The sequence below is a fragment of the Stenotrophomonas sp. genome, from assembly GCF_059505245.1.
This window is the reverse complement of sequence record NZ_JCACKF010000023.1, coordinates 26357-48942: the sequence shown is the minus strand read 5'-3', so window position 1 is coordinate 48942 and position 22586 is coordinate 26357. Positions and strand designations below refer to the sequence as shown.

Annotated in this window: 21 protein-coding genes; 6 read left to right on the top strand and 15 right to left on the bottom strand. The window is 68.5% G+C overall.

Features of this window, described 5'->3' with window-relative positions; genetic code table 11:
• Window positions 1-37 precede the first annotated feature (37 nt).
• The 3 genes from AC5JLE_RS10065 (at window position 38) to AC5JLE_RS10055 (ending at window position 2250) form a co-directional block, all read left to right on the top strand.
• Window positions 38-211, top strand: a complete 174-nt coding sequence (locus AC5JLE_RS10065) for an oxidoreductase-like domain-containing protein (protein ID WP_032958663.1) — start codon at window positions 38-40, stop codon at window positions 209-211.
• Window positions 208-825, top strand: a complete 618-nt coding sequence (locus AC5JLE_RS10060; protein WP_014647965.1) for a DUF998 domain-containing protein — start codon at window positions 208-210, stop codon at window positions 823-825. The genes AC5JLE_RS10065 and AC5JLE_RS10060 overlap by 4 nt, the downstream gene beginning before the upstream one ends.
• A 78-nt stretch (window positions 826-903) precedes the next feature.
• Window positions 904-2250, top strand: a complete 1347-nt coding sequence (locus AC5JLE_RS10055; protein WP_496065262.1) for a virulence factor family protein — start codon at window positions 904-906, stop codon at window positions 2248-2250.
• 124 nt (window positions 2251-2374) lie between these two features.
• Here AC5JLE_RS10055 and mprF read toward each other — a convergent pair whose 3' ends face one another.
• Complete coding sequence (gene mprF / locus AC5JLE_RS10050) at window positions 2375-4939, bottom strand: bifunctional lysylphosphatidylglycerol flippase/synthetase MprF (RefSeq protein ID WP_014647963.1); 2565 nt, start codon at window positions 4937-4939, stop codon at window positions 2375-2377.
• Window positions 4940-5131: 192 nt separating this feature from the next.
• Between mprF and AC5JLE_RS10045 the strand changes: the two genes are divergently transcribed.
• Window positions 5132-5479: a RidA family protein gene (locus tag AC5JLE_RS10045; protein ID WP_005418155.1), complete on the top strand. Its 348-nt coding sequence runs from the start codon at window positions 5132-5134 to the stop codon at window positions 5477-5479.
• Window positions 5480-5529: 50 nt separating this feature from the next.
• On the opposite strand, the gene rnfB is transcribed toward AC5JLE_RS10045, so the two are convergent.
• The 9 genes from rnfB to AC5JLE_RS10000 all read right to left on the bottom strand — a co-directional run bounded on the left by rnfB (window position 5530) and on the right by AC5JLE_RS10000 (window position 14672).
• Complete coding sequence (rnfB, locus tag AC5JLE_RS10040; RefSeq protein ID WP_164110719.1) at window positions 5530-5943, bottom strand: Rnf electron transport complex subunit RnfB; 414 nt, start codon at window positions 5941-5943, stop codon at window positions 5530-5532.
• A 25-nt stretch (window positions 5944-5968) separates the two neighbouring features.
• Entirely contained in the window at window positions 5969-6559 is a 591-nt protein-coding gene (locus AC5JLE_RS10035; protein ID WP_262217131.1) for an HAD family hydrolase, read from the bottom strand.
• 78 nt (window positions 6560-6637) lie between these two features.
• Complete coding sequence (gene metG / locus AC5JLE_RS10030) at window positions 6638-8719, bottom strand: methionine--tRNA ligase (RefSeq protein ID WP_164110717.1); 2082 nt, start codon at window positions 8717-8719, stop codon at window positions 6638-6640.
• Window positions 8720-8821: 102 nt separating this feature from the next.
• Complete coding sequence (locus AC5JLE_RS10025) at window positions 8822-9265, bottom strand: DUF2147 domain-containing protein (protein WP_032958676.1); 444 nt, start codon at window positions 9263-9265, stop codon at window positions 8822-8824.
• A 418-nt stretch (window positions 9266-9683) separates the two neighbouring features.
• A complete protein-coding gene (gloA2, locus tag AC5JLE_RS10020; RefSeq protein WP_100450437.1) occupies window positions 9684-10088 on the bottom strand; it encodes an SMU1112c/YaeR family gloxylase I-like metalloprotein in 405 nt (134 codons plus the stop codon).
• On the bottom strand, window positions 10085-11155 hold the full coding sequence (locus tag AC5JLE_RS10015) for a serine hydrolase (protein WP_197557269.1): 1071 nt from the start codon (window positions 11153-11155) through the stop codon (window positions 10085-10087). The genes gloA2 and AC5JLE_RS10015 overlap by 4 nt, the downstream gene beginning before the upstream one ends.
• 16 nt (window positions 11156-11171) lie before the next feature.
• A complete protein-coding gene (locus tag AC5JLE_RS10010; protein WP_049404664.1) occupies window positions 11172-13112 on the bottom strand; it encodes a DUF885 domain-containing protein in 1941 nt (646 codons plus the stop codon).
• A 94-nt stretch (window positions 13113-13206) separates the two neighbouring features.
• Window positions 13207-13992, bottom strand: a complete 786-nt coding sequence (locus tag AC5JLE_RS10005; RefSeq protein WP_164167170.1) for a queuosine precursor transporter — start codon at window positions 13990-13992, stop codon at window positions 13207-13209.
• Window positions 13989-14672: a DUF502 domain-containing protein gene (locus AC5JLE_RS10000; protein ID WP_014647956.1), complete on the bottom strand. Its 684-nt coding sequence runs from the start codon at window positions 14670-14672 to the stop codon at window positions 13989-13991. Before AC5JLE_RS10000 ends, AC5JLE_RS10005 begins: the two co-directional genes overlap by 4 nt.
• A 76-nt stretch (window positions 14673-14748) precedes the next feature.
• On the opposite strand from AC5JLE_RS10000, the gene AC5JLE_RS09995 reads away from it, so the two are divergent.
• A complete protein-coding gene (locus tag AC5JLE_RS09995; protein WP_134967183.1) occupies window positions 14749-16065 on the top strand; it encodes a hypothetical protein in 1317 nt (438 codons plus the stop codon).
• A gap of 8 nt (window positions 16066-16073) precedes the next feature.
• On the opposite strand, the gene AC5JLE_RS09990 is transcribed toward AC5JLE_RS09995, so the two are convergent.
• The 5 genes from AC5JLE_RS09990 to trxA all read right to left on the bottom strand — a co-directional run bounded on the left by AC5JLE_RS09990 (window position 16074) and on the right by trxA (window position 21645).
• The gene (locus AC5JLE_RS09990; RefSeq protein WP_164167172.1) at window positions 16074-16790 is read right to left on the bottom strand and encodes a hypothetical protein; all 717 of its coding nucleotides are present in this window, start codon (window positions 16788-16790) and stop codon (window positions 16074-16076) included.
• A 47-nt stretch (window positions 16791-16837) separates the two neighbouring features.
• Window positions 16838-17290 (bottom strand): DUF4442 domain-containing protein, encoded by a 453-nt coding sequence (locus tag AC5JLE_RS09985; RefSeq protein WP_049447139.1) that lies wholly within the window; start codon window positions 17288-17290, stop codon window positions 16838-16840.
• A 67-nt stretch (window positions 17291-17357) separates the two neighbouring features.
• Window positions 17358-18983: a CHASE2 domain-containing protein gene (locus tag AC5JLE_RS09980; protein ID WP_496065261.1), complete on the bottom strand. Its 1626-nt coding sequence runs from the start codon at window positions 18981-18983 to the stop codon at window positions 17358-17360.
• Window positions 18980-20680 carry a FecR family protein gene (locus AC5JLE_RS09975; RefSeq protein ID WP_069116171.1) on the bottom strand — a complete coding sequence of 567 codons (1701 nt, stop codon included), beginning with the start codon at window positions 20678-20680 and terminating at the stop codon, window positions 18980-18982. Before AC5JLE_RS09975 ends, AC5JLE_RS09980 begins: the two co-directional genes overlap by 4 nt.
• Before the next feature lie 107 nt (window positions 20681-20787).
• Window positions 20788-21645: a thioredoxin gene (gene trxA, locus AC5JLE_RS09970; protein WP_014038035.1), complete on the bottom strand. Its 858-nt coding sequence runs from the start codon at window positions 21643-21645 to the stop codon at window positions 20788-20790.
• A 323-nt stretch (window positions 21646-21968) separates the two neighbouring features.
• On the opposite strand from trxA, the gene AC5JLE_RS09965 reads away from it, so the two are divergent.
• Window positions 21969-22568 carry a DUF998 domain-containing protein gene (locus tag AC5JLE_RS09965; protein WP_075076259.1) on the top strand — a complete coding sequence of 200 codons (600 nt, stop codon included), beginning with the start codon at window positions 21969-21971 and terminating at the stop codon, window positions 22566-22568.
• Window positions 22569-22586 lie beyond the last annotated feature (18 nt).

The window sequence follows — 22586 nt, the reverse complement described above, 5'->3', positions numbered from 1 at the left end:
CACTGGGGCCCGTTTCCACCGATTGCCGCTTCCAACCGTGTCCGTCCCTGATCCCGATCCCCGTCCGCTGCCGCCGGAAGAGCCCGGTCCCAACGAATGCTGTGGCAGCGGTTGCCCGCTGTGCGTGCTGGACCTGTATGCCGACGAGCTGCAGCGCTATCGCAAGGCGTTGGCCGAATGGCAGGCGCGGCACCCGGAGGCCTCCGCATGAGCCGCGCGCGTCCGGCGGCGCTGCTGGCGCTGGCAGCCCTGGTTCTGTTCTTGGTTACCGCGCTGTGGACCCAGTTCGCACGCACCGACCTGGACTGGGTGCGGGCCACGCTCAGCCTCTACCTGCACGGGCCGTGGGGGCTGGCGTTGCGTGCGGCGTACTGCCTGCTGGCACTGGCGATCACCCTGCTCGGCATCGCCCTTTATCGCGGCAGCATCGGCCCGCGGCGCAGCGCGGCGGCGCCGCTGCTGTTCACGGTCTCGGCGCTGGGCCTGGCCACGGTCGCCATCGGTGACAGCTGGCTGCCCGAAGCAACCCCGCTGCTGGCACCGTTCATCCACGGGTTGGCGGCCAACACCGCGTTCCTGTGTGCCAGCGTCGGCATGCTGCTGCAGGCCTGGTACCTGCGCCGCGAACCGGGCTGGCAATCCGCCGCCGGCCTGCTCTGGGGCTGGGCTTGGCTGGCTTTCGTGCTGTTGTGGCTGCACGTGCTGTGGCGTGGCGGGCCGCCGCGCGGGCTGGGGCAGAAAGTGGTGATCGTGGTGATCGTGGGCTGGCTGCTGTATCTGGCGCTGGCGCTGTATCGGCGCAGTCGTCGCGCCGCAGCCTGCTGAAACCCCAACGGCCTGCACCGGTACGTGCCGTGCACGTGGAGGCAGCGTATCGTGTGCGCATTCCATCGGGGCTGCGATATGAAGCGTGCAGGGCTGGGCAGGGTAATGGGCGTGGTGCTGGCGCTGGCCGCACTGCCGGCAACCGCGGCAGCGACCGTGCAGCAGTTCAGCCACGGGCGGTTCGAACAGATTCCGGTGCATATGCCGGCCGGTACCCCGCAGCGGGTGGTGATCTGGTTCCACGAACCGACTCCCGGTGGCGATACCAGCCGTCTGCCGATCGAGGCCCTGCGTGCCGACGGTGCGATGGTCGCCGCCGTGGACATCGCGCACCTGCGCGGCGTGCTCAAGCGCGAAGGCAACCCGACCTGTTCGTTCGGTTCCGGCGATGTCGAGAATTTCTCGCGCTGGCTGCAGGCCTCGCTGCATCTGCCCGGGTACCACCTGCCGCTGGTCGGCGGCGATGGCGAAGGCGCTGAAATGGCCTATGCGCTGGCTGCGCAGGCCGATACGCAGGTGTTCGCCGGCCTGCTCACCACTGGTTTCTGCCCGGACCACAACCACGAGCGCATGGTCTGCGGCGATGGCGTGAAGCGCAACACGCTGCAACCCGCCGAACTGAACTTCCCGTGGTTGAGTGCAGCCGGTGATCACAGCTGCAAGGCGGGCGAGGCCAGCGGTTTCGTGCAGCAGGTGGCGATGGCGCGCGAGTTCAAGCGCACGGCGCGTGGTGATGCCTCACCGGGCCTGGTGGCTGCAGCGCGGGTGATGGGTGCGCAGGCAGGCGTCAGCCTGGCACCGCCGCCGGCCGCGCTGAAGGGCCTGCCGGTGGTGGAAGTACCGTCGATCGGCAACGGCGACACGCTGGCCGTGTTCGTCTCCGGTGATGGTGGCTGGGCCGGCCTGGACAAGGACGTGGCGTCGTCGCTCAACGAGCACGGCGTGGCCGTGGTCGGCATCGACTCGCTGCGCTACTTCTGGAGCGAGCGCACGCCGAAGGGCTTCGCTGCTGACCTGCAGAAGATCATCGATCACTATCGCCAGCAGTGGCACCGCGACAAGGTGATGCTGATCGGTTTCTCGCAGGGTGCCGACGTGCTGCCGGCGACCATCAACCAACTCGATGCCGATACCCGTGCAGCGCTGGACCGCATCGTGCTGCTGTCGGTAGGCAAGAAGGCCGACTTCGAGTTCCACGTCAGCAACTGGCTGGGCGGCGGCGGCGACGGCCTGCCGATCGCGCCGGAAGTGGCCAGACTGCCGGCGGAGAAAACGCTGTGCGTGTACGGCGACAAGGATGAGGACGCACTGTGCCCGGACCTGCCGGCCAATGACGGTGTGAAGAAGGTGAAGCTGCCGGGTGATCACCACTTCAATGGTGATTACGACCGCTTGGCCGAAGTGATCCTCAAGGGCGGTATGTAGCGCTTGGTAGACGCCGACCTTGGTCGGCGCTGGGGCTGAGGGCGCCTTGGGGATGAGCGTGTCGACCAAGGTCGACACCTACCGGGCGACAGGTGGCGCCGGGTATGCCTGGTGGTGCGGGGCTTCAGTTGCGCCGCGGGTCCAGCGAGATCAGGCGCGTGGCATCCAGCAGTGCGGCCGGCAGGTGCATGCCACCGGGCGCAGCGAGATAGCGTGGCCGCCACTGCGGGTCGAACTTCGACTTGAAGCGGCGCAGGCCACTGAAGCCGTAGAAGCGTTCGCCATGCCGCGCCAGCAGGCCGGCCAGGCGGTTCCAGCGGCCGGCCAGGCGATGCTGCGCCAGCCCGGACAGTGGCGCCATGCCCAGCGAGAAGCGTGCATAGCCCTGCGCGCGGCCCCACAGGAACAGTTCGATGAAGAGGAAGTCCATCGTCCCCTTCGGCGCCTCGTTGACGTGGCGCATCAGGTCCACCGACAGCTCGGCACCGGCCGGCGCCTGCCACAGGTTGGCGAACGCCACGATCTGGCCTTCGGCCTCGACCAGTGCCACCGGGAACCGCACCAGGTAATCCGGGTCGTAGCTGCCCAGCGAAAAGCCCTTTTCGTCGCCGGCCTTGTCTTCCAGCCACGCGTTGGAGATCGCGTGCAGGCGTGGCAGCAGGCTGGGAATTTCCTCCACCGGTGCCACACGGAAGGACAGGCCGCCGCGCTTGCCGCGGTTCCAGGCCTGGCGCAGGTCCGCACGTTCGCGGCCTTCCAGGCCGAAATCGTGCAGCGGCACCATCGCTTCTTCGCCCAGCTTGACCAGGCCCAGGCCCAGGTCGAGGTAGGTCTGCCAGTAGGACTCGCCGACCTGGTAGAACACCGGGCGCAGGCCGAGCCGGTCGGCTTCCTCGCGGAAGCGCCAGATCAATGCGCGGGCGACCTCCGGCGGGCCGACGGGATCGCCCATCGCGATCAGCGAACCGCCGTAGCGCTGCATCATCACGAAGCCCTGTTTCGCCTCGTCGCGCAGCACCGCCTTGTCGGCGGTCAGCACCAGGCAGGCCTGGGTATCGGTGGCACCGGCCAGTACCGGCGCCAGTGATTGCAGCGTGGCCTCGTCGGCGGCTGGCAGCGGGCTGCGCGTGCTGTGCAGCAGCCGCGCCAGGCCGAACATCACCAGCGCGATCGCCACGACCAGCAACGCGCGCAGCGCGCGTGGTGCGTTGCCGGATATCGCAAACTGCCACCACAGCTCGTTCTGGTACTCGACATGGCTGTAGGTGAAGAACAGCAGCCAGGTGACCGCGACCAGCACCAGGCCGAGGTTGCGCAGCCACGGCCATGACCAGGCTTCGTCCAGCAGCGCGCCCTGGCGGTAGAACTCGCGACGTGCGGCCCACAGTGCCATCGCCACCAGCACTGCCGAGACGGCGATCAACAGTTGGCCACCCCGCAGCCACAGCGGCAGCGGGGTGATCACGCACACCGCCATCGCCAGCACCCACGCGGCGTGGCTGCGCCGGGCCAGGCCCTGGCCGATCAGCAGCAGTGCGACGCCGCTGAGGCTGCCGATCAGGTGCGAGGTCTCCAGGATCGGCAGCGAGGCATTGACCAGGTGACGGCGTGGCGTCGGCAGCGTGCCGTCGATGACCAGTGCGGCGCCGATGCTGAACACCGCCAGCGCGATGATCTGCGGCAGCCACGGGCGCAGCGCGTTCCAACCCGCACGGGTTGCCCCGGCGCTGGCCTGCAGTGGCTGACGCAGGGCGGGCGCGAGCGCGAGCAGGGTGGCCAGCACCAGCGGCAGCACGTAGTAGGTGACGCGGTAGATCAGCGCCGCTGCCAGCACCGCCGCCGGTGCCACCTGCGGTAACAGCTTCAGCAGGCTCCACTCGAACACGCCAAGGCCGGCGGGCACGGTCGAGACCAGGCCGGCCAGCACGGCCACCAGGTACAGGCCGACGAAGCCGGGCAGTCCGGTCGGCGTGGAGTCCGGCAGCAGCACGTAGAACGCGGCACTGGCCAGCACCAGTTCGATCACGCTCAGCACGGTGACGCCGATCATGGTGCGGCGGTCGGGCAGCCACAACGCATGGCCGAACACGCTGAACTGCCGTCCATCGCGGCCGACCAGCAGCACGGTGCCGAGATATGCGAGCAGGGCGACGATGCCGACGATGCGCACGGCATCGGGATTCAATGGCAATGCCAACGCTGCCGCTGCAGGTTCCATGCACAGTGCCACGCTGATCAGCAGCCATGCCCCGAACACGAAGCCGAGCGTGCTCATCAGCACCACCTGGCCGATCTGCGCCAGGTCCAGGCCGGCGCTGCGGTAGCCACGCAGGCGCACCGCGCCGCCGGTCAACGCGGCAAAGCCCACGGTCTGGCCCAGCGTGTGCGCAAGGAACGCGGTGATGCCGACTCGCGCAGGGTGCACGCGGATGCCGCTGCGACGCAGGCCGATGGCATCGAAGCCGATCAGGCAGGCGTAACTGGCCAGGCCGAGTACCACGGTGAGCGCGATCTGCATGCCACTGAGCTGGCGGAACGCCTGGCGGATGGCCCGGTAGCCGTGCTCGTCGAACTCGTTGGCCAGGCCGTGCAGGGCCAGGGCGAGGATCAGCAGCGGGATGACGATGGTGGCAACCCGCTTCCAGGCTGGCGTGGAAGGGGCAGTGGTGGAATCGACGGGGACGGTCATCGGCGCAAGGGTGCGGCAGGAGGGGCGAGGGCGGTGTCAACGCGGGCGTGGCGCATCGTGCGCCTGTCATCGTCATTTGACCAGTGGGACCGTCGGAGCCCGGTAGTGACGTGTCGCGGAAGGTGCCCGTGCACCCACCGTCGACCGGATTGGAGGACAATGCAGGCCTGATCACCCGCAGGAGCCACGCCCATGATGGAGCGTTACGACGTCGGACCGCGCATGTCCGAAATGACCGTGTACAACAAGGTCGCCTACCTCTCCGGCCAGATTCCGGAAGACACCAGCCAGGACATCACCGGGCAGACCCGGCAGGTGCTGGCGGAGATCGACAAGCTGCTGGCACTGGTCGCCAGTGATCGCCAGCACGTGCTGCGCGCGGAAGTGTTCCTGGCCGATATCGCCGACTTCGACGGCATGAACAAGGCGTGGGACGAGTGGGTGGTCGAGGGCGCGACCCCGGCCCGCGCAACCTTCGAAGCCAAGCTGGCCCACGCCGAGTGGAAGGTCGAGATCGTGGTGACAGCGGCCGTGCCGTAACTGCGGGATGGGGTCGGATCCCTTTCCCGCGGAAAGGGATCCGACCCCTGTTACAGGGGCAGCAACTCGATGCAGTCCACCGGGCACGGCGGAATGCACAGTTCGCAACCGGTGCACAGATCGGCGATGACCGTGTGCATGTACTTGGCGCCGCCGACGATGGCGTCCACCGGGCAGGCCTGGATGCACTTGGTGCAGCCGATGCAGTCGGCTTCCACGATCAGCGCCACCTGCGGCACCTTGTGTTCGCCACGCGAACGATCAAACGGAATGGCAGGCACGCCCATTACCTGCGCCAGCGCGCGCGCGCCGGCATCGCCGCCCGGCGGGCAGCGGTCCACGCCCACCTCGCCGCGCGCCATCGCCTGCGCATACGGGCGGCAGCCGTCGTAGCCGCACTGCCCGCATTGGGTCTGCGGCAGCAGGCGGTCGAGGCGTTCGGTCAGGGGCGGGATCAGGCTCATGCGTGGCGAAGGCTGCGCGTCGGGGTTACTTCAGGGGTTTGCCACGGAACCAGCGCTCGTGGGCCAGCGCCAGCATCAGCTTGTCTTCGGAACTGTCACCGTAGGCATGGATGCGCACGTAGCGGGACAGATCGAACTGGCGACGGATGTGCTCGACCTTGCGCGGGCCGCAGTCGCCACCGGCATAGCGACCGGTCAGGCGGCCGTCCTGGCTTTCCAGCCGGTTGCAGATCAGCTGAAGGCCCAGCTGCTCGCACCATGGCCGCAGGTACAGGTCCAGCGAGCCGGACACGATCACCACGGTATGCTGCTGTTCCCTGTGCCAGCGGATCTGCTCCAGCATTTCCGGGCGCACCACCTCGGGCAGGAACTCACGCGAGAAGCCTGCGGCCAGCGTGGCGATGTCATCGCTGTGGCGGTTGCTGAAGGTCAGGCGGGTGACGCGTGCACGGATGCGTTCGGCCGAGATCAGTTTCAGCTTGTATGCGGCCAGCCACGGGCCGACCTTCCACCACGCCTGCGCCAGCTGTTCGGCGGTGGCCACGCGGCGCAGGAAACGGCCATAGGTATCGCAGGTGGTCACGGTGTGGTCGAAGTCGAACAGCGCCAGTTCCATTCCATTGCTTCCCATCGCGTTGCCTCCGCTGGCCGATGCTGCCGGCAGGCGCGGCGGTGGCCGCGCCCGCTGCAGGCATCAGCGGACCGGCATGCCCGGCTGCGCGCCGCTGTCGGCGTCCAGCAGCGCCAGCGCGCCGCCGTCGAAACCGGCCGACAGGATCATGCCTTCGCTCAGGCCGAAGCGCATCTTGCGCGGCGCCAGGTTGGCGATGAACACCACGCTGCGACCGACCAGGGCTTCCGGCTCGCCGTAGCTGCCACGGATGCCGGAGAAGATCTGGCGCTTGCCCAGTTCGCCGGCATCCAGTTCGAAGCGCAGCAGCTTGTCCGAACCTTCCACGAACTCGCACACCAGCACCTTGCCGATGCGCAGGTCGAGCTTGGCGAAATCGTCGATGCCGACATAGGCCGGAGCATCGGCACTCTTCGCGTCGTCCTTGGCCGGGGCCGGTGTGGCCGGCTTGGCGGCGTCGGTCCTGGCGGCGGGGGCGGCAGCGGCGGCCGGCTGCAGGGTGTCCTTGGAGGCGTCGATCATGGCGTCAATCTTCTTCGGGTCGATACGGGTGAACAGCGGGGTGTAGTCGGTGATGCGGTGGCCCAGCAGCGGCTGTGCCAGTTCGGTCCAGTCATTGACCGGCGCGGCCAGGAAGGCCTCGGCCTGCGCGGCGGTGGCCGGCAGCACCGGCTTCAGTGCGGTGACCAGCACGCGGAACAGGTTCAGGCCCTGGCTGCACACGGCCTGCAGCTGCGCGTCGGCGCCTTCCTGCTTGGCGATGACCCACGGCTTGACGTTGTCGATGTAGCGGTTGGCTTCGTCGGCCAGGGTCATGGTCAGGCGGATCGCCGCAGCCGGGTCGTTGCGCTCGTAGGCTTCACGGATCGGCGCCAGGCCGTCGACGAAGCGCTGGTACTGCGCCGCGTCGGGCAGCTGCGCGGCCAGCTGGCCGTCGAAGCGCTTGCTGATGAAGCCGGCGCAGCGGCTGGCCAGGTTGACGAACTTGCCGACCAGGTCGGCGTTGACGCGGGCGATGAAATCACCCAGGTTCAGGTCAAGATCGTCGACGCCACCGCCGGACTTGGCGGCGTAGTAGTAGCGCAGCGCTTCCGGCTCCAGGCCGGCATCGAGGAAGGTACGCGCCATCACGAAGGTGCCGCGCGACTTGCTCATCTTGGCACCGTCCACGGTGAGGTAGCCGTTGACGTGCAGGCGGGTCGGCGCGCGGTGGCCGGTACCGTGCAGCACCGCCGGCCAGAACAGGCCGTGGAAGTTGACGATGTCCTTGCCGATGAAGTGGTGCAGTTCGGTGGCGGTGCCGGCGCGCAGGTGCGCTTCGAAGTCCTCGCCGAGCTTGCCGCACAGGGTCTGGAAGCTGGACAGGTAGCCGATCGGCGCATCCAGCCAGACATAGAAGTACTTGCCCGGCTGGCCGGGAATCTGGAAACCGAAGTACGGCGCATCGCGCGAGATGTCCCACGCGCGCAGGCCACCTTCGGCGTTGAGCCACTCACCCAGCTTGGCCTTCACGCCCGGCAGGGCGACATCGCCGGCCAGCCATTCGCGCAGGAATGCATCGAAGTGGCCCACCTCGAAGAAGAAGTGCTCCGAATCGCGCATTTCCGGCGTGGCGCCGGAGATGACCGAACGCGGCTCCTTCAGGTCGGTCGGTGCATAGGTCGCGCCGCAGACTTCGCAGTTGTCGCCGTACTGGTCGGGGCTGCCGCAGTTCGGGCAGATGCCCTTGACGTAGCGGTCGGGCAGGAACATGCCCTTGGCCGGGTCGTAGAACTGGGCGACCGAACGGCGGCTGATGTGGCCGGCCGCTTCCAGCTTCAGGTAGAACTGCTCGGTCAGTGCCTTGTTGGCCGCCGAGTTGGTCGAGTCGTAGTGGTCGAAGGCCACGCCGAAGGCGGCGAAGTCACGTTCGTGGCTGGCCTGGATGTTGGCGATGAAGGTTTCCGGGGTGACCCCGGCCTTTTCCGCGGCCAGCATGATCGGCGTGCCGTGGGTGTCGTCGGCGCAGACGAACCAGGCCTTGCCGCCGCTCATTCGCCGCGCACGCACCCAGATGTCGGCCTGGATGTAGCCGACCAGGTGGCCCAGGTGCAGCGGGCCGTTGGCGTAGGGCAGGGCGGTGGTGACGAGCGCGGTACGGGTCATGGTCGCGGGGTGAAGCCGAGGGGAACCGCAGAGTATCGCATGCCCGCAACGACGTGACCCGGCCGGGGCCGGGTCACGGGGATGAAGCGGGGGCCGGGGCGCTTATTCGCGCTGCCAGGTCTGCGCGCGGCAGATGAAGGCGATGCAGCCGGACACGTCCAGCCTGGTGCCACCCGGCTGCAGCTCCATCTTCGACTTGTAGGTCTTGCCGTTGGCCGGGTCGAGGATGGTGCCGCCGGACCACTTGTTGGCGCCATCGGCCTTCAGGTTCCAGAGGATGGTCATGCCCTTCACCGGCTTGTTCCTGTTGGCGCCTTCACATCCATCGCAGACCGGGTTCGGGCCCTTGTCCGAGTGCAGGATGTCGACCACCTTGCCGGTCAGGGTGCCGTTGGCGGCTTGGCTGATCTCGACGATCGACTTCACCTTGCCGGTCTTGTCGTCGATGGTCTTCCAGCGGCCGGCGGCGCCGTCGGCGGCCTGGGCCGACAGGGCGGCCAGGCACAGCGGCAGTGCCAGCAGCAGGGTCTTGAAGGTGTTGCGCATGGTCCCCTCCCAGGGTTCATTCCGGCACGGTGCCGGCATGGGTCGACTGTATACCCATTCGGCGGGGTATGGGGAAGGGGGGCTTTGCAGGGCTGCGCCCTGCACCTGCAGAGGCAGCCGCAACAGCCGGAGCAACAGCAAAAGCGGACTTGCTGAGGGATGGCGGGGCACTGTGGGTTTGCGGGGCCGCCGTAAACCCGTCCCTGGGGGCTTGGTCGCCGCATCCATGCGGCTCACACCCCGCAAACCCACAATGCCCCGCCTTCGACAGTTTCCGGCGATCTGCCGGTGCTGGTGCGGTTGGTGGGTGTCGACCTTGGTCGACACAGATCCATGCCATGCGTGGATGACGTTTCCGGTGGCGGCGATAGGGTCAGATCCCTTTTCCGACGGAAAAGGGATCTGACCCCCGGGGACGTCAACCGGCTTCGTACAGCTCCAGTGGCAGGTCGTCGGGGTCGGCGAAGAAGGTGAAGCGGCGTCCGGTGTACTCGTCCACGCGGATCGGTTCGCAGGCGACACCATGCGCGGCCAGGCGCTGGATGAAGGGTTCCAGTGCAGTCACCCGGAACGCGAGGTGGCGCAGGCCCTGGGCTTCCGGGCGGCTGGGACGGGGCGGCGGCGAGGGGAAGGAGAACAGTTCCAGCTGGCCGCCGTCGGGCAGGGCCAGGTCCAGCTTCCAGGAATCGCGCGCGGCGCGGTGGTTCTCGGCCAGCACGCGCAGGCCGAGGATGCGCACGTAGAAGTCTTTTGAACGTGCGTAGTCGCTGCAGATCAGTGCGGCGTGGTGGATGCCCAGCAGGGCACCGGAATCGGCGGTCATTGCAGGGTGTCCAGCCAGCGCTGGGCGATCTTCAGCGCCAGCGGATAGGGTTCGGGGTCGTTGCGGTTGGTCAGAACGATCACGGTCAGGTGTTTTTCCGGGTGGCGCACGATCACGTTGCGGAAGCCGATGCTCTCGCCGCTGTGCCATTGCACGGGGCCATTCAGCCGCCAGCCGAACCCGTAGTGCGGTACATCCGGTTCGGGCGTCGATGTGGCGGGGCTGAACATCGCGCGGCGCGAGGCCTTCGACAGCAGGCGGTCGTCGTACAGCGCCGCATCCCAGCGGGCCAGGTCGTCCAGCGAGGAATAGATGCCGCCATCGCCGAGCACGGCGCTGGTGGTGCTCTGGTCGGTGCGCCGCCAACGGCCATCGATCCAGCTGTAGCCATAGGCGCGTGCGGCGATGGTATCGATGCCGTCCTGATGGGCCACGGTGTGGGCCATGCCCAGCGGGCGGAAGATGCGCTGTTGCAGGAAGGCTGCGAAATCCTGGCCGGAGGCGCGGCCGATGATCAGTGCCAGCAGCGCATAGCCGCTGTTGCTGTAGTGGTACTGCGTGCCGGGCGCGAAGTTCAGCCGGTCCTGGCGCGACAGCAGGGTCAGCACATCGGCGTCATGCACCTGCCGAGCATCAGCCGGGTCCATCAGGTCTTCGTAGTCGGGCAGGCCACCGGTATGCGAGAGCAGCTGGCGGATGGTGATGGCGGCCGCAGCCGGGGGCAGTTCGGGCAGCCATTGCCGGGCAGGTTGGTCCAGCCCGAGCCGGCCATCTTCCACCAGCAGCAACACCGCCGCAGCGGTGAACTGCTTGCTGACCGAGGCCAGCCGGAAGTTGCTGGCCGCGGTGACCGCCGTGCCGTCCTCCACCACCGCCAGGCCATAGCCGCGCCGGAATACCGGTTTGCCGTCATGCAGCACCAGTACGGCGGCGCCGGGCACCTGGCCGTCGTAGGCCTGCATCAGGCCGTCGATGCCCGCATCCGGTGGGGCCAGCACCGGTGCGGCAACGGTGGCCAGCGGCAGCAGGCCCAGCACGGCGGCGAACAGGGCGACGGCAGGACGCATGGCGGCTCCGGAAGGCTCAGAGTGACGGGGCGGGCGTGGCGCTGGCCGGCTGGGCCATCCAGCGTTCCATCTTGCGGTCCAGCACGTCCAGCGGCATCGAGCCGTCCTTCAGCAGTTCGGCGTGGAAGCGGCGCAGGTCGAAGGCGGCGCCCTGGCGCGCCCTGGCCTTGTCGCGCAGGGCGACAATGGTGGTCAGGCCGGCCACGTTCGACAGTGCCTGGCCAGGCTGGGCCATGACCCGCTCGACTTCGGCGTTGGCATCGTCGCTGCTCATGTCCACGGTCTTCTGCAGGTAGGTGACAGCCTGCTGCTTGCTCCAGCCCTGGGCATTCACGCCGGTATCGGCCACCACGCGGGCGGCGCGCAGCAGGCGCGAGTACAGGTAGCCGATGCGGTCGTAGGGATCGGTGTAGATGCCCAGGTCCTCGCCCAGCGTTTCGGCGTACAGGCCCCAGCCTTCGACGAAGGCGAGATCGCCACCGAGGCGGCGGAAGCGCGGCAGCTTGGCCAGCTCCTGTTGCAGGCCCAGCTGCACGTGGTGGCCGGGGATCGCTTCATGCAGGTACTGCACCGGCACGTTCCAGCGCTTGCGGCCGGGCAGGTCGCGGGTGTTCACGTACAGCACCGCGGATTGCCCGGGCAGTGCCGGCTGGTAGGCAGCGGCAGCGGCGGTGAGCGCACGCTCCGGTTCCACCGCGCGTACGTCCAGCGGCGCCTTGGGCAAGGTATCCAGCACCTGCGGCAGGCGTGCGTTGACCTGCTGCTGCACCTGGCGGTAACGGTTGATCAGCGCATTGGCATCGCCGTACTGGAACTGGCGGTCGTTGCGCATGCTGCGCAGCAGCTTGGTGGGGGTGCCGCGCAGCTTGGCATCCTTCATCACCGTGGCGATCTGCGCCTGCAGTTCCTGCACGCGCTGCTCGCCCAGCGCGTGCAGCTGCGCGGCGGTCTGGTCGCTGGCGGTGGTCTGCACGATCAGGCTGGCGTACCAGGCCTGGCCATCGGGCAGTGCGCCCAGGCCGCTGCTGGCGCGCGTGGCCGGCAGGTATTCGGTGGCGATGAAGCCGCGCAGGGCGCGATAGGCCGGCATGATGCGCAGTTCGATCATGCGCTTGTACTCGGCGCTGATGCGCGCCTTGTCCTCGGCCGGGATGGTGTTGGGCATGGTGCGGATCGGCGACCAGAAGATGCTCTCTTCGGCGGTCGGCTTGATCACCGCATCCAGTTGCGGCAGCACTTTTTCCATCAGGTCGCGCGGCTGTACCACGCCGGCCTTCATGCCTTGGCGCATGTTGTCGATGGCCTGGTCGAACAGTTCGGGAATGCCCAGCGAACGGCGCGACCAGGTGTCGTAGTCCTGCACGGTGTTGAATGGCTGCGCGCCGGCACCGGCACCGAGGATCGCCATGATGCTGCCGATGTTGTAGTACTGGCTGATCGGCATCATCCAGCTCGGGTAGCGCTCGGCGGCCAGCGAGGCGCGTGCGTCGCGCACGAAGATCTCGTAGCTGAGCAGGTCCTGGCCCTGCAGGCCATCACTGCCGAGCTTCTCGACCTTGCCCAGCCATTGCGTGGTGAAGTCGTGCGACTGCTGGCGCCAGGCGGCGGACAGGATGTTGGGCAGCTGGTCGTTGTAGCGGGATTCGCCCTGGAAGGTGGCCTGCAGCGGGTTCAACCGCATCGAGGCATCCCAGTACTCGTCGTACAGGCGCTCCAGCTGTACCTGCTTGGGTACGGCACGGGCCGGCGCGACCGGACGCGGCGCGGCGCGGCGTGCCGAGCTGCCACGCGCCGGTGCGGTGGCGCGGGCGGGCCTGGCCTTGGGCTTGGCAGCCTGGCGGGTCTGCGCGGCGGCAGGGCGGCTGGCCTTCTTTTTCGCTGCTTCGGCCGACGGCACGGCACTGAACAGGAACAACGCGGCGATGGCGGCGGCCAGGGCGCGGGTGGGATGCGGCATCAGGAGCTTCCGTGGAACACAGACCGTGGAGCTTGCACGATCCGGCCGCGTACGGCCAGCGTGAAGGCGCAGTCAGCTTGCCGCCGCTGGGGCTTCAGTCAGCCGCCGCCGCCGCGCGCAGCGCAGCGGCCCTGTCTGCGCCCAGATAGCGGGTGATCGCACGCCGCATCAGGTACAGCAGCGGAATCAGGGCAATTGCAAAGCCCATCTTGTAGATGTAGTTGACGCTGCTGACGGCCAGGAACAGCGAGGTCGGCCAGTGCTGCGGGCCGAGCACGAAGGCGATCCAGATCACCACGAAGCTGTCCACCACCTGCGAGATCGCGGTGGACCCGGTCGCACGCATCCACACGTGGCGCTCGCCGGTGGCCTGGCGGATGCGATGGAACACCGCCACGTCGATCAGCTGGCCGAGCAGGAAGGCCACCAGTGAACCGGCGATGGTCCACATGCCCTGGCCGAACACCGCTGCGAATGCGGCCTGGTAGTCCGGCACGCCGTGCCCGTCCATGGAGGTGACCCACCAGCTGGCCGGCGCCAGCGAGATCGCCGCGAAGGCGAACAGGAAGCCATAGGCGATCAGGACCACGGCCAGCCACGAGATGAAGCGCACGCCGCGCTTGCCGAAGAACTCGTTGATGGTGTCGGTCATGATGAACACCACCGGCCATAGCAGGGTGCCGGCGGTGAAGCTGAGCGAACCGGTCTGGCCGAACAGGTTCCAGTTCAGCGGATCGATGCCGAGGGTGTCTTCCAGCGCGAAGATCTTCACCCCGATCAGTTCGGCCAGCACCGCATTGCCGCAGAAGAACGCAGCCAGCACGATGAACAGCAGGACCGCGCGGTCCTGCAACGGGCGCTCGATCGGCGCCGCGGTCATTCGCTGCGATCGCCGGCGCGCGTGAACGGAACGCTGGACGGCGCGACGGCGCCGCCGGAAATGATGAAGCTCATGGCCTGGTCGACGGTCCAGTCGGTCGGGGTCAGCAGTTCCACCGGCACGATTTCCAGGTAACCCGAAGTCGGGTTCGGCGTGGTTGGCACGTACACCGCGGCCAGTTCACGGTCGGTGCCGTGTTCCTTGATCACGCGGGTGACCAGCCCGACCGACTTCATGTCGCGGTGCGGGAAGTCGATCAGCACCACGCGCTGGGTGCTGCCCGGTTCGGTCTGCAGCATGTCCAGCAGCTTCTTGGCGCTGTCGTAGATGATGCTGGCCAGCGGAATGCGCTTGATGACCGCGCCGACCCAGCGCAGCAGGCGCTGGCCCAGCACGCGGCGGCTGGCCACGCCCACCGCCAGGATCACCAGCAGGGTGGCCAGCAGAGCGATGGTGTTCTGGATCCACTCGGCCCGCACCCAGCCAAGGTAGTGCGGGAAGCTTGTCGCGATCTGCTCGGAAAGTGGCACCACCAACGGGCTGGAAATGCCCGACAGCAGCACGAACACGAACTTGACCACGACCCAGGTCAGCCAGATCGGCAGCAGGGTCAGCAGGCCGGTCAGGAACAGGCGCTGCAGGGAGGGGCGGGGGACCAGGGCGGGGGCTTCGAGCGACATGTGCGCATTGTAGCGGTCACGGCCGGTCGATTACGCTGGGGAATCGACTGCGGCAACGGCACATGGAAGGGAAGCTGTGTTGAAGATTCTGCGCGGACTGGGTTGGACCCTGGCAGGCCTTCTGGTGCTGGCCATCGTGGTGTGGTGCGCCTCGCGCATGTGGCCGGTGCCGGAATCGCGGCGACAGGCCCAGCAGCGCCTGCAGGCCCGCCTGCCTGTCCACGGCCACAACGGTTTTGCGCTGCTGTGGACGCTCGCGTTCGACGATCTGGACACGCGCCAGCGCGAACAGGCCCTGGCCCGCGACGTGCAGCGTTGGGAGGCCGATCCGCGCGGCAATGGCGGCGCCGGACCGCAGCTGGCGGCGGACCATGAAGCGCTGCGATCACGACCGGCGGCCAGCTGCGGGCCAACCGCCAGTGACTGCCTGGGCCAGGTGCGCGCCGACCCGCAGCGCTTCGTCGATGCCCACGCTGGCCACCAGCAGCTGCATGCGCGCCTGGACCAGCTGGCCGATGCGGACCACTTCGTGTCGCCATTCCGGCCCAAGGGCGACGGCATCCTGGTGCCGATGCCGACCTATGGCCTGATGATCGATGCCACCAGCGCACGCGCGCTGGCCTATGTGCAGGGCGATATCGACGGTGCGCTGCGTGGCAGTTGCAGGGGGCTTCAGCTGGGCCGGCGGCTGGTGACGGGCGGCAGTTACCTGGTGGAGAGCATCATCGGTGCCAGCCTGGTGCAGGCCAATGCCCAACTGCTGGCCGACATGCTGGTCGAACTGCCGGCCGACCATCCGTTGCCAGCGGAATGCGACCAGGCAATGCAGCCGATGCTGGCCGCCGAACAGAGCCTGTGCCGTGCGATGCAGGGTGAGTACGCGATGAGCCGGGCTGCGATCGAAACTTCGGCGCAGGAATTCGGCGGGGTGCTGGTCCTGGATCGCAGCAGCACCCTGGCGCGCGCGGCGGGCAATCTGGGCTGGGCCTGCGGCGCGGCGGCGATGGCGGCGCTGGAAGCGGATCGCCCGCTGCCGGTGCCGGCACCGCCGCAGCATGACTTTGGCTGCCTGTCGAACATCCTGGGGTGCGTGCTGACCGATATTGCCCGCCCGGTCTATCCGGCCTATTCGTCACGGACCCAGGATGCCGCCGCGATGGTGCGGCTGATCGGCGCGCAGCGCTGGCTGCGGCAGCAGGCGCAGGATCCGGTGGATGCGCTGCAGCGCCTGCCTGCGCAGTTCCGCTCGCCGGTGCGGGCACCGCAGCTGTCGGCCGATGGCCGCCGTCTGCAGGTGCCGCGGCGTTCACCGTCGCGCAGCACCGACGAGAGCCCATGGCTGTCGGTGCCGCTGGTGATGGAGAACGCCCCGGCCGCTGCTGCGCGCGACTGAGCAGCGTCTCAGTCGCTGCCCGCCAGCGGATCGAATGCCCAGCCATCACCAATGGTCTGCAGCGTCCAGCGGCGGCGGCTGTGCAGGGCCTCCCAGTGCACGCTGTCCTTGTCGTCCTCGATGCTGCCTTCGCTCCGCTTTACCCTGCCGGTGGAGAAGTTCACGCTCACCGACTCGGTCTGCCCGGAATTGCGCATCACCGAATTCTGGTCGTAGCCGATCAGCGCAAAGGCATCGTCCTGCCAACGGAAGGTAAAGGCGGTCGTGCCCATTGACCAGCTGCCCGCGCTGGCGAATGAAAACAGTGCGACCTTCAGGGTGCCCCGCTGGATGCTGACGCCGCCGTCTTCGAGCGGGTCGCTCATCACCGGATTGTCCGGGCGCGGTATCAGCTGGTGGTCCTGCACCGCCAGCACATAGCCGGACGGGCGCGACCACGCCACGGCGAGAATGCGCGGGTTGCTGTCGTACGGCGAGGGACCCAAGCCATCGTGCTCGATGACGTTGCGTGGCGCCTGCTGACGCAGCACCAGCACCAGGTCCGCGCGGCCATCCTGGTCGAGATCGCCTTCGACACTCGATTCAAGTGCCCAGCCCTGGGGGACGAAACCGGCGGCATTGGCCGCCTGGGCCGGCAGCGTCGGATATTGCACCGGTGGCAGGTCGAGGGCGTGGGCGGTGAAGGACAGCAGGGGCAGCAGTGTGGCAAGCGCATACGGGCGCATCGGAGCCTCCATGGCAGGGAGGCCGAGGATAGCGCGCGCGTGCTGGATCAGCGTGCGTGCGGCTTCAACCGCAGGTACACCTGCTTGCGTACCTGGGCGACCACTTCGCCGCTTTCGTCGACGACATCGTTGCTGAACCAGCGCAGCACCTTTTCGCCGCCGGCCGCTTCGGCACGCAGTTCGGCCAGCAGTGCATCATCGATGCGGAACGAAGTGCGCACCGTGCCCCGCCCAGGCTTGAGGAAATCGATCGCACCGGCCCGGTCCCACACGTAATAGTCACGGCCGAGGATGTGCAGCAGGCCCAGCATCCAGAATGGATCGGTCATCGCGAACAGGCTGCCGCCGAAATGCGTGCCCACGTAATTGCGGTTCCACGGCCGCATCCGCAGTGCCACGTCGATCTGCCGGTAATCGGGCGTGATCCGGGTGACGTGGATGCCGGTGAACAGGAACGGCGGCCAGAGGTTGATGCCGAAGCGGAACAGGCGGGCGTTCATGCGGGTCCGGGGCGCGAGGCGAGGTGCCCAGTCTAACCATTCGCATGCGTATGTTGCACCCCGGGAGTCACGTCCCGCTGTCGATCATGAACCCGTCGCGGCCGTTGGCCTTGGCCTGGTAAAGGGCGGTGTCGGCGCCTTCCACGAAATGGTGCGGTTGCAGGTCACCGTCGGGCACGCGGGTGAATACCCCGATGGTGAGCGTGACGCCGTCATCGCTGCCGTCGCCCGGCGCCGGCAGTGCACGCACGCAGGCAATCAGGTCCTCGATCACCCGGCGCGCGCCCTCGGCCGGCGTATCCGGCAGCACCAGTGCGAATTCGTCGCCACCGTAGCGCGCCGCCATGTCGCGCGGGCGACGGGCATGCGCGCCGATCAGGCGGGCGACATCACGCAGCACGCGGTCACCGACCTGGTGGCCATGGCGGTCGTTGTGGCGCTTGAAGTGGTCGACGTCGATCAGCGCCAGGCTCAATGGCTTGCCACTGCGCCGCGCGGCGTCGCATTCCTGCTGCAGTGACTGCTCGAAGCGCAGGCGGTTGCCCAGGCCGGTGAGGGCATCGCGGTTGGCCAGGCGGTGCCAGGCCGAGATCCGCCACACCGCCCAGACCAGCAGTGCCAGCACCACGCCCAGCATCGCGCTGGCCGGTGCCCACCACAGGTCACCGGTGCGCAGCAGCAGCCAGCTCAGCAGCGGCGGCATCGGCAGCGAACACAGCGCGACCAGCCACGGCAGGCGCAGGCCGAGCAGGATCACGCACAGCGCCACCAGCACGCCACTGATGGCGTGCTGCCAGGCGTGCGGCAGCACGTCGATCTGCTTGTGCTGCAGCAGCATCGAGGTGATGTTGGCCTGGTACTCGCTGCCGCTCATCCAGAACTCGCGGGTGGTCGGGGTCAGCAGGCGAGGCGCGATGCCGCTGGCCGTCATGCCGACCACGATGCGGCGGCCATGCAGCATCGCTCCATCCACGTGCCCATCGAGCACGTCCGCATAGGACACCTGCGGCAGCCGCTCGGGCGGGCCGGCGTAGCGCACGCGCACGTAATCATCGCGACGCCATTGATAGGGCGAGCCCAGCGCCGGGTCGGGGTCGGGCAGGCCGCGTACCGCACCCGCCGGCAGGTCGGCCAGTGCCAGGCCCAGTGCCGGCCAGTGCGGCCGTCCGATACCGGCGTGCAGATAGACGCCGCGGGCGACGCCGTCCCCATCCACCTCGACATCGGTGTGGCCGATCGCGGCGGCACTGGCGGCGATCTGCGGGATCGGCAGCATTTCCTCGGCCATGCGGTCGCCGGCCGCCGGTGCCGCCAGCACCGGCAGCACCACCCGGCCGTTGCGTCGGATCGCGGCCGCCAGCTCATCATCCTGGCGGCTGTCGCGACGGTCGGGTTCGGACAGCATCAGGTCCAGCGCAACGCGTTCGGCGCCGGCATCGGTCAGGCGGTCCAGCAGGCGGGCATGCACCGAGCGCGGCCAGGGCCACTGGCCGATACGCTGCAGGCTGCCTTCGTCGATGGCCACGATCAGCACGCTGGGGTCGGGGCGGTAGTCCCAGTTGCCGACCAGTGCGTCATAGGCCGCCTCGTCCTGCCGCCACAGCCATTGGCCCTGGCTGGCCACGATGGTCAGCACGCCGGCCAGCAGGGCCAGCAGGATCCGCTTCGACCATGGCAGCGGCGAGCGCCTCACAACAACAACCAGAGCAGCAGTGCACCGCCACCGGCGCCGTAGCACAGGCGGCATGGCAACGGGATCTGCTGGGCAGGAGAGAACTCGCCGGCGTGGCCGTCATCGTCGATGTACTGCACGCGCACGTGCAGCGTGCCGCTCCACGGGCGCTTGAAGCTCACCTGCGGCTGGGCCACGGTTTCATCGATCAGTGGGGCCTTGAAGTCACCGCGGCGATCCACCTGCACCCGGTAGCGCTGGCCTTCGCTGCCGGCCTGCCAGCGCAGGGTGAGCTCGCCGTGCGCGGCCTCGGGCGGTTGCAGTGCCGGGTCCACCGGCTCGTTGCTCAGCTGCAGCGGCAGCGCCTGGCCATAGCGGCCCTGGTGGCCTTCGGCATCGCGCGAGGCCACGCGCCAGTAGTACTGTCCGGGCGGCAGCGGTTGCGCCAGGCGCAGGTCGGTCGCATGGGTAGCCTGCTCCTGCAGTGGCTGCCGGAAGCTGGGTTCGGCGGCGATCTGCAGCACGCTGCTGCGTGCACCGGGGGCCTGGCTCCAGCGGAAGCGCGGGCGGTCGCTGTTGATCGTCTGCCCATGCAGCGGCGATACGGTCAGCGGCGGCGGTGGCTGGTCACTGAGCTCGAAATCGGCGCTCGCATCCATGCCTTCGACGCCCTGTGCGTCGACCGCGCGCAACAGGAGGCGCAGCTGGCCGGGCGGCAGGTCGCCGATCGCCAACCGGGTGTCGGCGGTGGAGGTGGCGAACAGCAGGATCTCCGGCGTTGCCGCCTGCACCACTTCCACCCGGTAGTGATCGGCGCCAGTGACCGGTTCCCAGGCAAGCAGGGTCGGCAGCGGCGCCAGGCGCAGCGCGTCATTGCGCAGCGCCGGCGCCGGCAGCAGGGCCGAGACCGCGGCGGGGGCCGCATCGGCGCTGCTGCTGCGGGTGGACTGCCCCGGCCGTACCAGCCGCTGGCCATGGGGGTTGCCGACCTGCACCTTGCCCTGCAGGACCTCGGTGGCGCCGACGTGCCCGGTATCCCCGGCGCTGACCCGGAACACCGTGCCGCGCACGCTGCTGGTCGCGGTGGGTGCATCGATGATGTAGCGCGAGGCCGGGCCGCGCGCCGGCGTCACCCGGTTGCTGGCGCGCCCCTGCTGCAGGCGCAGGCGGGTGTCGACCATGCCGGTGTGGCCATAGCGGCTGAGCTGGTCCAGGCGCAGGCGCGAGTATTCGCGCAGCTGCAGGCGCGAGGCATCGGCAAATTCCAGCGTGATGCTGGAATCGCCCTCGGTTTCCACGGTGTCACCGATATGCAGCTGCTCGCCGGCCTGGAGCGCACGGGTCGCCGTGCCATCGGCACCGGACAGCTCGACCTTGCCGCGCACCGACAGCACCCGGGCCGGCGCCGGTTCGGTGCGCAGCCAGCTGATCGGGAAGCGCAGCAGCTGGCCCGGCGGCAACTGGTAGGGGTTGTCGATGCGGTTGTGCTGCTGCAGCTGCTGCCAGCGTACCGAGGGTTTTAGGTACAGCCCCCCCAGGTCCCACAGGGTGTCGCCGGGCCGGACCCGGTAGTTCCAGTCCTGGGCGCCGGCGATGGCAGGCGGCAGGAGGAGGGCGCAGAGCAGGGCGCCCGTTAAACGCATGGCGAACGACAGAGAGCGGACGACGGTCACAGTTTGCAATCCCGGCAATGCGGGGGTGCAGCTGCAAGACCCCATGGCCCCGACCTCATCCCCCCGAACGGATCGTGGCGACCGCAAGGCCGCCAGCGCGCGCATTATTGCCCGCGTTCAGTGCAGGGATTCTGAACGGAGCGGGCTTCCGTTCAGAACAGCAGCGACGCCATCCTGCGGCGGTACTGGCCCACCAGGTCCTCGTCGGAGATCACGTTGAAGGCGTCGATCAAGGCTTTGCGTGGCAGGCCCTCCTCGAATCCACGGTCGATCCGCAGCATTTCCAGGAACTGCGCCAGGGCGGCCTCGTCATGCCCGCCCAGCAGCAGCTGCACGCCGCGCAGGTGGCGGGCCTTGAGATCCTTGCCATCAGCGGCGATGCGGGCCTCCAGCACCTCGGCCGCCGGGGCATCCTTCAGCGCAGCGGCGAAGGCCAGGCGGGCACGGGCGCGCACGGCGCGGTCGTCGGTGGCCAGATTGGCCGGCAGGCCGTCGATCAGGGTACCGGCCTCGTCCACGCCGCCGATCTGCAGCAGGGCCAGGGCCAGGTCGAGCTTCAGCTCATCCTTGTCCGGCTCGGCGGCGATCTGCGCGCGCAGTACGTCGACCTGCGCCTGCGGGTCCAGCGGGGCGTCATCTTCAGGGGCGGCATCGCCGACATCGGCCGGCACGATGCCGTGCTGGGCCAGGAATTCACGCAGCTGGCCTTCCGGAATGGCGCCGGGGAAGCCGTCCACCAGCTGGCCGCCCTTGACCAGGAACACGGTGGGCACCGAGCGGATCTGGAAGGCCGCCGCGATCTGCTGTTCCTTGTCGACATCGACCTTGGCCAGCTCGAAAGCGCCGTTGTACTCGGCAGCCAGCTTTTCCAGCATCGGGCCCAGGGTCTTGCACGGCCCGCACCAGGTGGCCCAGAAGTCGACCAGCACCGGCGTCTGCAGCGACTTCTGCAGGACTTCGGCCTCGAAGGTCGCAGTGGTGGCGTCGAATACGTAGGTCGTCTCGGTCATGGGGGAGGCATCGCTTGGCATCTGGAGACCGATTCTATGGTGACGATCGATGTCGGTCTCAACCCTGCGATCACGGAGTACGCCCTCGAGTGGTGCTGGCGGGCCGGCAGGGGCGCAGTGCAGCGAGTGGATCACCCACTAGCCGGAGGCGACAGGCTTCGATGGGGAGGCGCGCTTGCGACAGGGCGGAACTGCCATGCCTCGAGCATCACGGTAGGCGCAGCAGGCGGATATTGAAGTGCTCTGGAATGCGCCGCGCTTGGCGCATCGCGCCGCTACCGCGACAATGCCGTGGTCCATTCCTTTCCGGGTGATTGCGCGCAATGTCCGTGGTCCGGCTTGATCGTTGGTTGGGGCTGCTTGCGGCAGTCGTATTCGTCCTGGCCGTGGCCGGCTTCGGTGCCGGCCTGGACGGCTATGCCCAGGCTCGCCACCCGGTGGCGCTGCTGGGTGCGCGCGGTGTACCGCATGCGCTGGCCTTCAATCTGCTGGGTTTCGTGCTGCCCGGCGTGCTGGCGGTGGCGGTGGCTGAACGCCTGCGCCGCAGTCTGCCGGCCACCGCTGGCTGGGCGCCACGGGTCGGCAGCCAGATGCTGCTGCTGGCCGGTCTGGCCTTTGCCGCGATGGGGCTGCTGCCACTGGACGTGGATGACCTGCATGGGCCCGCCAGCCAGCTGCATGCCAGCGCCTGGATGATCTGGGTGCTGGGTTTCGTCGCGGGCACCGTGCTGCTGGGCGTGTCCCATCTGCGCCAGGCGCATGGCCGGGCCTTGGGCGCAGTGGCCCTGGGCTGCGGCGTGCTGGCCGCGCTGGCGGCGTTCGCCCTGCAGGGCACACTGCCGGCGCCGATGGCACAACGGCTCGCGTTCGCCTGCTGGCTGGTCTGGCTGGCGGCGGCCCTGCCGCTGTCGCGCCCGCGCTGAGACGCCTCCCCGAGCGCT